The organism is Empedobacter sp. UBA2044, from assembly GCF_002333005.1.
GTDB lineage: Bacteria > Bacteroidota > Bacteroidia > Flavobacteriales > Weeksellaceae > Empedobacter > Empedobacter falsenii_B.
This window is the reverse complement of record NZ_DDBA01000066.1, coordinates 93,508-106,750: the sequence shown is the minus strand read 5'-3', so window position 1 is coordinate 106,750 and position 13,243 is coordinate 93,508. Positions and strand designations below refer to the sequence as shown.

At 31.5% G+C, this 13,243-nt stretch carries 14 protein-coding genes; 5 read left to right on the top strand and 9 right to left on the bottom strand.

What is annotated here, in order from left to right; all coding sequences use genetic code 11:
• Window positions 1–55: 55 nt before the first annotated feature.
• From pncA to panB, 7 genes are all read right to left on the bottom strand, one after another.
• On the bottom strand, window positions 56–658 hold the full coding sequence (pncA, locus tag B4E59_RS12245) for a bifunctional nicotinamidase/pyrazinamidase (protein WP_221853970.1): 603 nt from the start codon (window positions 656–658) through the stop codon (window positions 56–58).
• 98 nt (window positions 659–756) lie between these two features.
• Window positions 757–1,542, bottom strand: coding sequence for a GLPGLI family protein (locus B4E59_RS12240; RefSeq protein ID WP_221853969.1), 786 nt, complete (start codon window positions 1,540–1,542; stop codon window positions 757–759).
• Window positions 1,543–1,607: 65 nt separating this feature from the next.
• Window positions 1,608–2,396: a GLPGLI family protein gene (locus tag B4E59_RS12235; protein WP_221853968.1), complete on the bottom strand. Its 789-nt coding sequence runs from the start codon at window positions 2,394–2,396 to the stop codon at window positions 1,608–1,610.
• A gap of 106 nt (window positions 2,397–2,502) precedes the next feature.
• Window positions 2,503–3,495 (bottom strand): glycosyltransferase family 2 protein, encoded by a 993-nt coding sequence (locus B4E59_RS12230; RefSeq protein ID WP_286495060.1) that lies wholly within the window; start codon window positions 3,493–3,495, stop codon window positions 2,503–2,505.
• A 13-nt stretch (window positions 3,496–3,508) separates the two neighbouring features.
• Window positions 3,509–4,369, bottom strand: a complete 861-nt coding sequence (locus B4E59_RS12225) for a lysophospholipid acyltransferase family protein (RefSeq protein WP_221853966.1) — start codon at window positions 4,367–4,369, stop codon at window positions 3,509–3,511.
• Window positions 4,370–4,393: 24 nt separating this feature from the next.
• Window positions 4,394–5,077 carry an RluA family pseudouridine synthase gene (locus tag B4E59_RS12220; protein WP_221853965.1) on the bottom strand — a complete coding sequence of 228 codons (684 nt, stop codon included), beginning with the start codon at window positions 5,075–5,077 and terminating at the stop codon, window positions 4,394–4,396.
• A 98-nt stretch (window positions 5,078–5,175) separates the two neighbouring features.
• Window positions 5,176–5,991, bottom strand: coding sequence for a 3-methyl-2-oxobutanoate hydroxymethyltransferase (panB, locus tag B4E59_RS12215; RefSeq protein ID WP_221853964.1), 816 nt, complete (start codon window positions 5,989–5,991; stop codon window positions 5,176–5,178).
• Window positions 5,992–6,238: 247 nt separating this feature from the next.
• Between panB and B4E59_RS12210 the strand changes: the two genes are divergently transcribed.
• From B4E59_RS12210 to B4E59_RS12190, 5 genes are all read left to right on the top strand, one after another.
• Window positions 6,239–7,405, top strand: coding sequence for a nucleotide sugar dehydrogenase (locus B4E59_RS12210; protein WP_291053227.1), 1,167 nt, complete (start codon window positions 6,239–6,241; stop codon window positions 7,403–7,405).
• A gap of 21 nt (window positions 7,406–7,426) precedes the next feature.
• Entirely contained in the window at window positions 7,427–8,473 is a 1,047-nt protein-coding gene (gene rfbB, locus B4E59_RS12205) for a dTDP-glucose 4,6-dehydratase (RefSeq protein ID WP_221853962.1), read from the top strand.
• A 262-nt stretch (window positions 8,474–8,735) separates the two neighbouring features.
• Entirely contained in the window at window positions 8,736–9,146 is a 411-nt protein-coding gene (locus B4E59_RS12200; RefSeq protein WP_221853961.1) for an ABC transporter permease, read from the top strand.
• A 701-nt stretch (window positions 9,147–9,847) separates the two neighbouring features.
• Window positions 9,848–10,564 (top strand): hypothetical protein, encoded by a 717-nt coding sequence (locus tag B4E59_RS12195; RefSeq protein WP_221853960.1) that lies wholly within the window; start codon window positions 9,848–9,850, stop codon window positions 10,562–10,564.
• A 193-nt stretch (window positions 10,565–10,757) separates the two neighbouring features.
• A complete protein-coding gene (locus B4E59_RS12190) occupies window positions 10,758–10,937 on the top strand; it encodes a glycosyltransferase family 2 protein (RefSeq protein ID WP_221853959.1) in 180 nt (59 codons plus the stop codon).
• 2 nt (window positions 10,938–10,939) lie between these two features.
• Here the strand turns inward: B4E59_RS12190 and B4E59_RS12185 are convergent, their stop codons facing one another.
• Together B4E59_RS12185 and B4E59_RS12180 are read right to left on the bottom strand one after the other, a co-directional pair.
• The gene (locus B4E59_RS12185; RefSeq protein ID WP_221853958.1) at window positions 10,940–11,635 is read right to left on the bottom strand and encodes a response regulator transcription factor; all 696 of its coding nucleotides are present in this window, start codon (window positions 11,633–11,635) and stop codon (window positions 10,940–10,942) included.
• A 4-nt stretch (window positions 11,636–11,639) separates the two neighbouring features.
• Window positions 11,640–13,193, bottom strand: coding sequence for a sensor histidine kinase (locus tag B4E59_RS12180; protein WP_221853957.1), 1,554 nt, complete (start codon window positions 13,191–13,193; stop codon window positions 11,640–11,642).
• Window positions 13,194–13,243: the final 50 nt, after the last annotated feature.

Below are 13,243 nucleotides of genomic sequence, written 5' to 3'. Positions count from 1 at the left end.
TTCAAAAAGTTAAGGATTTTCAAATGACATTTTTATCTAGCAATTTATTATTTTTTTATAATAAATACGTCGAGACATTTCCTCCTTTTTTGATAAAATCTTCTTTCAATTCATCAAAAAGTTCTTGGTTAATAGCCTTTGTTGTTCCTTCTAAAATATATGTTGTATATCCCAATTCTAAAGCATCTTTTGCTGTATAATACACACAATAATCAGCTGCTAAACCGCAAATGTATACACTCGTTACATTATGATCTTTCAAAAATCCATTTAGCCCTGTTGGATTCTTTTTATTCACATCAAAAAAAGCACTATACGAATCAACTTCTGGATTCATACCTTTTCGGATGATTGCACTTATTTTATTTTGCTTGATATCTTTGTGTATTTCTGCTCCTTTAGTGCCTTGTACACAATGATCTGGCCACAAAACTTGACGATTTCCACCTAATTCGATTACATCAAAAGGTTGTTTATCTGTGTGTTGCGAAGCAAAACTTTTGTGATTTGCTGGATGCCAATCTTGCGTTGCCACAACAACATCATACTTTTCTTGCAATTTATTTATGCGTTCGATAATTTTATCTCCATCATTCACAGCTAACGAACCTCCTGGTAAAAAATCGTATTGCATATCTACGATGATTAAAGCTTTCATAGTATTTTATTTCTTAAGATTAATTTAGAATTAAATATAAGTTTTATAATATGAAATTGAACCAATTTTTATGAAAATTAATCGAATTTTAAGAAACCTTAATCTCGTTTATTTACGCCAGAATTTCTCATTTCTTCGAAACGTGAGCGTTGTTCTTGCATCAATTTATCAAATTCTGTTTGAGAAATAGCACCTTTATCTTTTGGTTTTTCGATTGGTTTTGTATTTGTTGATGTTTTGATATCTGTCAAAGAAATAATTTTAGAACCTTTAAACATTCCTCTGTTAATCTCTGTTTGTACTTCTGCGATTAAACCTGGTAATCCCCAATAATTTTCTGGACCAGTTTTATATTTCAAAGTTGGAATGTACCAAACTGTTGTCTGAACGCTATCAATAATAGCAGTTGCTTTTTTGGCTTCGTTTCCTAAAATTGTTTTCGTTTCACGCGTTAATTTCCAATCAAAATTTTGCAAAGAATCTTTCACAACATAACTTTTCCCCATCATGTTTTGCTCTTTTAAAAGCAAATGATTTGTACTATTTTTATAAATATTATCTCCATTCATCGACATCATTCGCATTCCGCCTCCACGTGGACCCCTTATTCCTTGACTTTGATCGTTTGATATTTTTTCAACCATTTTATACAAAGATTCATCTCCCAAAATAGTCAACTTAGCTTCTTGCGGCTCCTGAATATTTTTCTTGAATTGCTCTTGCATTTCTTTTGGCATCGTACGTCCATTGCCACCTCCCGGAGGTTGAAACGTAAAATCGTCTGGCAAAATAATACGCGTTGTGTACGAAATTTCTACTTTTTCTTGTTGCGCAAAGGCAGAAAAACTAAATAGAAAAATAAAAACTGAAATTATTTTTTTCATTTTAAATGTGATTATAGCTCTTAGACAAGAAATAGTATAAAATGTTTAATGAGTAATTAAAAAAATTAATCTTTTTTATCAATAGTTTCTGAGCGCATCGATTTGAATCGTTCCATTTGCTTATCAGATAATTCTTTGAATTCTTTCTCTGTAATTACATTTTTTTCTTTTGGCTTTTCTATCGGTTTCATATCTGGAACTTCTTTAACTTCTGTAGCTTTTATAGTTACATTTCCAAAAGATTTTTTATCAGATTTTGAAGTGTTGATAATTTCCATTTCTAAAATCAATCCAGGTAAACCATTGTACATAGAAGGTCCGTCTTTGACAGCGATACTCGGAGTATACCAAGCAACAACAGATTTTGTACTATCAATTACAGCTGTTGCTTTTTTGACATCAAAACCAATTATTTTTTTTGTTTCACGTGTCAATTGCCATTTGTATTCGGTTAGTTTATCTTTTATTAAATATGACTTATCCATTAAGTTGACACTTTTTGAATATTCTTTTGTTGACAAGTCTTTCAAAATTCCGTTTCCTCCACCAGAAAAACTAACAGATATAGAAAAACCTCCACCTCCTTGTCCATTACTTAATTTTTCGACCTTTTTATAAGTTGATGTATTGTCATAAATAGTCAACGTATAATCTTTTGGTTCAGACATACTTTTAAACATATTATCGTAAAAATCTTTTGGTAAATTAACTGAACCAGAAGTTTCAACTTTCATGTTTTTCTTTAACTCATCTACATTAATATCAGTAGTTTCTTGATAATTCACTTCAAGTTTTTGTGCAAAAGAAGTTGTTAGAAAAGAACATAATGTAAAGATTGTCAATATTTTTTTCATTGTAGTTTGATTTGTTCTACAATGATAGTAAAAGATTTTATTTCTACAATAATAGACTTAAAAAATTATAGAAATTTTAAGAAATGATTTAATATTTGAAGATAGATTATTTTAAATCCTTAAAGTACTGACGTTTTTGCACGAAATATTGAAATGGCAATAACTCTTTATCTGAATAATTTTTAATTTGATGTTGTTGACGCTTTTTATACATTTTTATAAAACCAAAATAAAAATGCATATGTGATAAGAAAACAGCCCAAACATGTGGAAGTCCTTGTTTGGGTAAAAAGGCAACAGCAGCAATTCCATCCATTGAAAGACGTGTGAAAAGCATCGGAAAAAGTTTGTTTGCAGGTAGATTTTTAAGCATCATCCACAAACTATTTCGGTAATTTAAATACCATTTTTTTGGATTGGATTTATCCAAAGTTGCACCGCCCAAATGATAAACAGTTGATTCTCCACAATAATAAATTTTTCGCCCAGCATTGTTTAACCGCCAACACAAATCGATTTCTTCCATATGTGCAAAGAATTCTTCATCAAAACCATTTTGATCAAAGAAATCTTTTTTTCGGATGAATAAACTTGCACCGGTTGCCCAAAAAATTTGTGCGGTATCGTTGTATTGCCCATTGTCTTTTTCTAAAGTTGAAAAAACACGTCCGCGACAAAATGGATAACCAAATTTATCAATGAAACCTCCTCCAGCACCCGCATATTCAAAATATTCTTTGTTTTTGTAGTCTAATATTTTGGGTTGAATTGCGGCGATATCAGGATTGTTGTCAAACAATTTTTCAATTGGTTCTATCCAATTTTCAGTTACTTCGACATCCGAATTTAATAAACAGAAATATTCTGCATCAATTTCTTTTAAACCTTCGTTATAGCCTTGTGCAAAACCATAATTTCCTTTGTTCTGAATGATTTTGACAGAAGGAAATTGAGTTGTCAACAATTCGATAGAGTTGTCAGTCGACGCATTATCAATTACATAAATTGTTGCGTTTTTAGAATTGTTAATAACCGAAGGTAAAAATTGAGGCAATAATTTTTCGCCATTCCAATTTAGGATTGCAATTGCTGTTTTCATGAATATTTAAAAATTACAAATCGGCATATTTCCAACGTTTGTGGCTCCAAAGCCAATTATCTGGATGTTGTTGAATAGTTTGTTCTAAATGATGAAAAAATTGATGAACAATTTCATTTTCTTCAAATTTATCTCGTTGAGGTTGTAGTCGAATAAAAGTTGTGTGATAATGACCGCGTTTTATTTTTTCGGTTTGACAAAAGACAACAGCCATATCTTTGCGGCGTGCAATTTTATCAAAACCATTAAATACGGGAGTTCTCTGATTGAGAAAATCAATAAAATAATGAACAGCCGATTGTTTTGGACTTTGATCTGCGACAAATAAATAGGCTAATTCTCCATCATTTGGAGCTTTCATCATAAAACGCAACACATCTTTCATGTCCAATGCTTTTGTTCCGAAACGCCCACGCATAGCGTTGATTTTATCGTTCCAAAATGGATTTCGAATTTTATGATAAACAGCTGCACTTTCTTTTGTTGGTAAATGTTTCACCGTTCCAATAAACCATTCCCAGTTAAAAATATGCCCACACATCAACATGACATCTCGTTTTTCAGTTTTTATTTCATTAAAAACGTCGAGATTAGAATATGTAAATCGTTTGTCCAATTCTTCTTGAGAAATAGAAAAACTTTTTAAAGTTTCGACCAAATAATCACAAAAATTTGCATAGAATTTTTTATGAATTGCTTTGATTTCTTCGTGAGATTTTTCAGGAAAAGAGTTTTCTAAATTTGTTCTAATGACACGTCTTCTATAACCAATAACCGTGTACAACAGAAAGAACAGAAAGTCCGAAAATCTGTATAAAACCGAAAGTGGTAAACGTGAAATTTGAAAAATTATGAAATAAAAAATGCTGTTCATTTAACAAACAAATAAGCGACAAATTTACGAATTAAATTTGTTCGTTGCTTGCCAAATTGCATCTTTCGGAACAGGAGCTACAATTGTCAATTCTTCTTTTTTGACAGGATGCTCAAACGTGATGCGATGCGCATGTAAACAAATGCTTCCATCAGGATTAGAACGTTTAGCGCCGTATTTCAAATCGCCTTTGATAGGACAACCAACTGAAGAAAGTTGCGCGCGAATTTGATGTGAACGACCTGTAAATAACTTCACTTCGACACAATGAAAAGTATCCAAAGCACCTAAATAGGTGTATTCTAAAATTGCTTTTTTAGCATCAGGCGTTGGTTTAGAATAAACAGTTGTTTTATTATTTTTTGGATTTTTCTTTAGATAATGTTCTAATCTTTCGAAGTCTTTTGACGGTTTACTTTGAACAATTGCACGGTAAACTTTGTCAATATTTCGTTTCTGAAACATTTCGTTCATTCGTGTTAACGCTTTCGAAGTTTTAGCAAAAATCAACACACCAGAAGTTGGACGATCCAAACGGTGCACCAACCCTAAGAAAACATTTCCAGGTTTGTTATCGCGTTCTTTTATATAGTTCTTCAGACTATCGATAAGCGGAATATCGCCTGTTTCGTCTCCTTGTGCTAATTCACCTGCTTTTTTGTTGATGATTAACAAATGATTATCTTCGAATAAAATTTTTGGATTCATGAGTGAGTTTTGAGTGGTGAGATAAAAGTTTTGAGTTAGAATTTCCTCAAGTTGTTATTGAAAAACTCACTACTCAAAACTTATTACTCATGACTTATTTAATATTGTTCATTCACATTTGGAAAGTCGCCCGATTTTACATCCAGAACATATTGTCCAATTGCTTGGTGAATTTGATCTTCTAAGTTTAAATATTTACGAACAAATTTTGGTTTGAATTCGTTGTTTAATCCCAACATATCATGTACAACTAAAACTTGACCGTCGCAACCTGCACCTGCACCAATTCCAATTGTAGGGATATTAACAGAGGCTGTTACTTTAGCAGCTAAATCAGCTGGAATTTTTTCCATTACTAATGAAAAACATCCTAATTCCTCTAATAATTTAGCATCGCTAATTAATTTTTCTGCTTCCGCATCTTCTTTTGCACGTACTTTATATGAACCAAATTGGTAAATAGATTGTGGTGTAAGACCTAAGTGTCCCATAACAGGAATACCAGCATTTACGATACGACGAATAGATTCTTCAATTTCTTTTCCACCTTCTAATTTGATCGCATGTGCACCAGATTCTTTCATGATTCGAACAGAAGACTCTAAGGCTTTTTGTGGATCAGATTGATAAGTTCCGAAAGGTAAATCAACCACAACCAAAGCACGTTTAGCTCCTCGAACGACACATTGAGCATGGTAAATCATTTGATCCAAAGTAATTGGTAAAGTAGTTTCGTGACCAGCCATTACATTCGCTGCAGAATCACCAACTAAAATAACTTCAGTTCCAGCCGCATCTACAAGCGAAGCGATTGTAAAATCGTAAGCCGTTAACATCGAAATTTTTTCTCCGGTAAATTTCATGTTACGCACAGTTTCGGTAGTGATACGTTTGATTTCTTTATTTACAGACATTACGTTTATATTTTTAACTTTTGTAAAGTTAATTTGAATATTAAGACAGAACTAATTTTGACTGATATTTTTTCCAGTTTGACAGATGAGGAATAAGATAAACGGTTAGTTAAAAATGAAATAACAATTTTCACAATTTTGTAAAAGTAAATATACTTGTCTATTTGCTCATTTTTAGTAAATTGGTGTTCGAATTGAGAGAATTTCACTAAATTTGTTCTCTTAAACTAATTTTAAATAACCATAAATGAAAATAGCAATAGTGGGGACAGGCTACGTTGGTCTGTCTAACGCAATTTTATTAGCTCAGCGTAATGAGGTAGTGGCGTTAGATGTTGTTCCAGAAAAGATTGCAATGCTCAATGCAAAAAAATCTCCAATTGAAGATAAAGAAATTATAGATTTTTTGCAGAATAAGGAGCTTAATTTTCTTGCGACTTTAGACAAAGAAACTGCGTATGCAAATGCAGAATATGTGGTTGTTGCAACGCCTACGGACTATGATCCAAAAACAAATTATTTTAATACATCAAGCGTAGAATCGGTTATAAAGGATGTCAAGCAATATAATCCGAATGCTGTAGTTATTATAAAATCAACTGTTCCGGTTGGTTTTGTTGAAGATTTAAAATCACGATTAGACTATCAAAATATTATTTTTTCTCCCGAATTTTTGCGAGAAGGAAAAGCTTTATACGACAATTTGTATCCATCAAGAATTATTATCGGTGAACAAAGTGAAAGAGCAGAAGTTTTTGCTAATTTGTTAAAAGAAGGAGCAATTAAGAAAGATATTCCGACATTGTTTACACATTCAACAGAAGCAGAAGCAATCAAATTATTTTCGAATACCTATTTAGCGTTGCGTGTCGCTTATTTTAATGAGTTAGATAGTTATGCACAAACATTCAACTTGGATAGTAAACAAATTATCGAAGGAGTTGGTTTGGATCCTCGTATCGGTTTGCATTATAACAATCCATCGTTTGGTTATGGAGGATATTGTTTGCCAAAAGATACGAAGCAATTATTGGCTAATTATGATGCAGTTCCGAATAATATTATTCAAGCAATTGTTGATGCAAACAGAACGCGAAAAGATTTTATTGCAGATTCTATCATTGCAAAAAATCCTAAAAAAGTTGGTGTTTACCGCTTAATTATGAAATCAGGTTCAGATAATTTTAGAGCATCAGCAATTCAAGGAGTAATGAAACGTATCAAAGCAAAAGGAATTGAAGTGGTGGTTTATGAACCAGTTCTGAAAGAAGATTCTTTCTTTGGATCGAAAGTGATGAATGATTTTGAAGCTTTTAAACAAGAATGTGATGTGATTATCTCGAATCGAAATGCACCTGAATTAGCTGACGTGAAAGAGAAAGTTTATACGCGCGATTTGTTTGGAAACGATTAAAAATAACAACTATAAAATACTATGAAAACTATTTTAATTACAGGTGGAGCTGGATTTATCGGTTCTCACGTTGTAAGAGAATTTGTCTTAAAATATCCTGAAACGAAGATTATCAACCTTGATGCATTGACATATGCAGGAAATTTAGAGAATTTGAAAGATATCGAAAGTAAATCAAATTATGAATTCGTAAAAGCTGATATTACTGACGCAAAACATATATTAGAAGTTTTTGAAAGACATCAGCCAGATGGTGTTATTCATTTAGCTGCCGAATCTCACGTGGATCGTTCGATCACAAATCCATTAGACTTTGTGATGACAAATGTGATTGGAACAGTAAACTTATTGAATGCTGCAAAAACAATTTGGAACAATAATTTCGAAGGAAAACGTTTTCATCATGTTTCTACAGATGAGGTTTTTGGCGCTTTGGGTGATGAAGGATTCTTTACGGAAGAAACATCGTATGATCCGCATTCACCATATTCGGCATCAAAAGCATCTTCGGATCATTTTGTAAGAGCTTATCATGATACCTATGGTTTACCAATTGTGATGACAAATTGTTCGAATAATTATGGGCCAAATCATTTTCCAGAAAAATTAATTCCGTTGTGTATTCATAATATTTTGAACGGAAATCCGCTACCTATTTATGGAGATGGAAAATATACACGCGATTGGTTATTTGTAATCGATCATGCAAAAGCGATTGACTTGGTTTTCCACGAGGGAAAAAATGGAGATTCTTACAATGTAGGAGGTTTCAACGAATGGAAAAATATCGATTTGGTAAAAGAATTGTGTAAACAAATGGACGAAAAATTAGGTAAAGAAGCGGGAACTTCAGAACAATTAATCACTTTTGTGAAAGATCGTCCAGGACATGATTTACGTTATGCAATTGATGCGACTAAAATCAACGAAGAATTAGGCTGGAAACCAAGTGTGACGTTTGAGCAAGGTTTGAGCCTAACAATTGATTGGTTTTTATCAAACAAAGAATGGCTGGACAATGTAACATCTGGCGATTATCAAAATTATTACGAAAAACAATATAATTAAAAAAGGGTTTTATAGGTTAATGAAGAAATTAATCTATAAACTTAAAACCTTAACCTAAAAAGTTTTTATGAGTTTAAAAACAGTAGTTTACTCTTCTGACAAAAAAAACACATTTCCTCAAGGAATTAAAAAATATATTTAAAGATATATCAAATTCTCACTTTTTAGCTTTTCAGATGGCTAAAAGGGACATACAAGCACAGTATAGACAGTCTTATTTGGGTATTTTTTGGCATTTGCTCCAGTTATTATTAACTAATTAGTGTGGCTGTTTTTAAATGGATCAGGTGTTGTTTCAGTACAAGGAGTTGGTATTCCTTATCCTTTGTTTGTTGTGATTGGTACAATTTTATGGAGTGTATTTGCTGATACAGTTCAAAGCTCTATGGTTTCTGTAAACGCAGGAAAGGGAATTATTTCTAAAATTAATTTCCCTAAAGAAGCGCTTCTAATGGCTGGTATGTATAAAATAAGTTTCAATCTAGGATTGAAACTTATTTTGTTAGTCGTCTTTTTAATTTATTTCGGTGTTAATTTAGATATTAATTTTCTCTACTTTCCATTTCTATTGGTGGTACTTTTAATTTTTAGCTTTGCTATCAACAATATCCCAGTTTATTATATCAATCAGATTACTGCCGTTTATACTTTTTCCGAATATATTCACAGTTAGCAAAAAATCATTCAAATCTTATAAATATTAATAATAAGGAGGTTAGCAAATTAAAGAAACTTTAAAAAAAAAGCTAAATAATTCACAAAAGAAACTAATTCATAAAAGAATTAAAAATCATATTTTTTTTATTTTGAAATACTCAACGTTTGATATTTCGTATATAAATTATATTAAAGATATTGGCTTTAGAACATCTTTAAAACTAATAAAATGGAAATGACAACATTTCTACTAAATTAGAGTTACTAAAAAAATCAAGATTACTAAAATTACTATATAAATTAGGACTATTTAAAGGATATAAATACCTATAATTAGAAAAAGCTCATATTAATCGGTAACAACTTTACTTTACAACAAAACCTAATAGCTAACCTCTACTAATCTACATTTAGCAAGAAACACTAAACAATCTGTTTGTATAAAACAAATCAAAATCAAAATTAAGCAATCCACAAATTTATTCAGCATCATTATAGCTAATATACATGAAGTATCATCACAAATTCCTATAACAAACCTCCTCTTTAAGTCGGCTTAGAGGCGACATAAAGGTAGCACAGAGGTAGCATAGAACTACTATAAAAATAACTTAGGAATACAGTTGAAGAAGTAAAAAATAATTAAAAAGGAGAAAAATAGAAATAAATTCGCTAAATTTAATTAATTGATTTTCAATAGTTAAATATAGTAAATTTATGGCTAAAACAGATAATGAATTTAATATAAATGGTAAATTAGGAAATTTAATTTTTTTTCAACGTAATGGTAAATCTTTTGTCAAAAAATATGCAGGCGGATTTGTTAATAGTTCAGCACAACAACATCCAAATACAATAGAAGTTAAGAGACGTTTCAAAGAATTATCGATGTTTTCCGCATCATTCAAGAAACACATACTACCATTCAACTGGAAACAAAAAGACGGAACTTTTCACAACCAATTGGTTTCATTTTTTTCTACTATAAAAAAAGAAACCAATCAATCTACCATGTACACAGCACTAGTAGAAGCCTACAAAAATGGTAAATTACAACATCGTTCACTCAACAAAAAGTGCAAACTATCCCCGTTTTATGTGGAATATAATGCCCAAACAAATGAATTAAAAATACAAGCAGGCCTAGTATTTCAACACAAATCCAAATTCCCAAACGCTTTTTTAGAAATCAGTATAGGATGGTTGGTTTGCACCGAAGAATTAGAGTTAAATCTTATCAATTTTCAAAATTTCTATGTTCCAATAGATAACCTTGCTACACCACTTGCAGAAATTAAATTATCACCACAAATACAAGAACAACAAAACTCATCAACAATTTTTCCTTTTGTCGGCATATCCATTGTGACACAAGACAACGAACAAGCTAAACTCTTTCATCCTTTTCACTATACACTCACCACATTCCTATAAATAAGAAAGCATAAGCTATAATTAGTAAATCTACTTTTCATTAAGAATATCTTAATTATCGTATAAAATAAATAATGATAAATAAATACGCTTAAAAAATAGAAGAGCAATGCCATCAAATAATAACTTGTATATTCTTACAAATGAAGTAACATTGTAAACAGCTAAATTAGAAACACTTAATATACACATCATGCAACAACCTCTTATTTCGGTTATTGTTCCTTGCTACAATCAGTCTATTTATATGGACGAATGTCTACAATCAGTCTTAGATCAAACCTATCAAAATTGGAAATGTATTATTGTAAATGACGGTACAATACCACAAAAAAACCTCAACTATGTTGAGGTTTTTTTCTATAAAGATTAATCTTATTCCTGAATTAAAAGTCGGAATCCTTCACCGTGAATATTCACGATTTCTACTGCTGGATCTTTCTTCAAATACTTACGTAATTTCGCAATATATACGTCCATAGAACGTGATGTAAAGTAATTATCATCGTGCCAAATACGTGTTAAGGCAATCTCACGAGGCATTAAATCATTTTTGTAAACTGCCAATAAACGTAATAATTCGTTTTCTTTTGGCGAAAGTTTCTGTGATTTACCATCGTAAATTAATTGTCTCAATTTTGCATTGAACGTAAACTTACCAATTTTGAAATCTTCTTGTTCAAATTTTTCTTCTTCGCCAGAATTACGTTGTAAAACAGCTTTTATTTTGTACAATAAAACTTCTGAATCAAATGGTTTTAAGACATAATCGTCTGCTCCAATTTTGTAACCATTCAAAACATCCTCGCGCATGTTTTTCGCTGTTAAAAATATAATTGGTTGTTCACTTTTTAGTTCTTTGATCTCTTTTCCTAATGTAAAACCATCTTTTTTAGGCATCATTACATCAAGGATGCATAGATCATAATCACTTTCTTTAAATTTGGTAAGACCGTCCTCACCATCGATTGCGTGCGTTACGTCAAAATCGTTTATAACCAAATAATCCTTTAATACACTTCCGAAGCTTGGATCATCTTCTACTAAAAGTAATCGTTGTTTATCACTCATTGATCTATGATTTTAGAGGGATTTTAATGAAAAAAGTACTTCCTTTTCCTGCTGAACTTTCTGCCCAAACCTGTCCGCCGTGAAGCTGAACGATTTTTTTGACATAAGCCAACCCAAGTCCATGACCTTTTACATTGTGTATATTTCCCGTTTCTTCTCTATAAAATTGTTCAAATATTTTTTTCAGAACGTTTTGCGACATTCCCATTCCTTTATCAGAAATTTCAATTAAAAAATTGTTGTCTTTGTTGTATGTTTTTACTCTAATCTCTGGTGTGTTTGGAGAGTATTTTCGAGCATTATCCAATACATTAATAACGATATTCTCTAAATGGAAGGGATCTCCTTTTACAAATGATTGTTCTGCGTTGTATTCCTCAAATATTGTACCATTTCTTTCTTCTACAATAAATCTTATCGGCTCAACACTTTTTTGTACAATACCATTCAAATTTACTTCCTGAAAATTCATGTCCATTTGATTGCGATCAAGCTTCGACATTCGTAAGACCATCTCAACGTGAGCATTCATACGTTTGTTTTCTTGTTTGATCAAATCTGCATAATATTTCACCTTTTCAGGATCAGTAAATATCTTTTCATTACGCAATGCATCAGACGCAATATTAATGGTTGCAATAGGCGTTTTGAATTCGTGCGTCATATTATTGATGAAATCTGTTTTGATTTCCGAACTCTTGCGTTGCAATTGCATATAATAAATTGACAAGGAGAAAACCGTAATAATAATCATGGTTAAGATAAATGTCAACGAAATAACTGGAACGGTTGGTGCAATAATGGCTAAATTTCGGTTAACAAAATTTGCTGCCAAATAATATTCGATATGATCCTTTCTATCCAAAAATAGCGGAACCATAAACTCAATTTTATTGCGATCGAAATCTTTTGATTTGACATTTGTTTCTGTCGAATCTTTTTTCAAAACTGCCAAAATTGGCATTGCTTGGTGAATTCCTCTGTTGCGTAATTCGTTTTTCAAAATAGAATCTAGCATCGCATAATTCACACGTTTGTCGATTGGCGTAGAACCAGCGTCCCAACGTGCAGCACTTTCCAATGTAAATGTTCCGTCTTGTAAAGCGTGTTCAAAATTCAGATTAAGATTCGGAATTCCTCTTGCAGAAGAATCTTTGTCTATTTTGAAAACGCGTTCTTGCGAATAAATATTCGCTTTCGTTAAGCTGTCATTGTATTTTCCAGATGATGGCAACATCGATTTTTCGACTACATAGCGCGTTACATAAGCGTACGTTACACCAAGCGAATCTTTGATGACTTGATTGGTTACAACTTGCGGTTTATCTTTATTTGATTTTAAATCAGATTGTATATTATTGAATTTCTTATAATAACGCTCTAATTCGTTTTTGTTTATTTTCTCTGTTGTATAATTCATCGCTTGGTACACATTGTTGTTAAAACTGTCTGTACCATTCTGAATTGTTAAGTTTAGCCAATAGAATTGAATAATTATCAATCCTATAAGCGCAACACTCATGATAACGATTAAGATTTTATAAAATCCTTTTTTCATTTATTTTTTATTGAATGATTAAAAATAGTTTAATCTTTTCTAATTTCTAT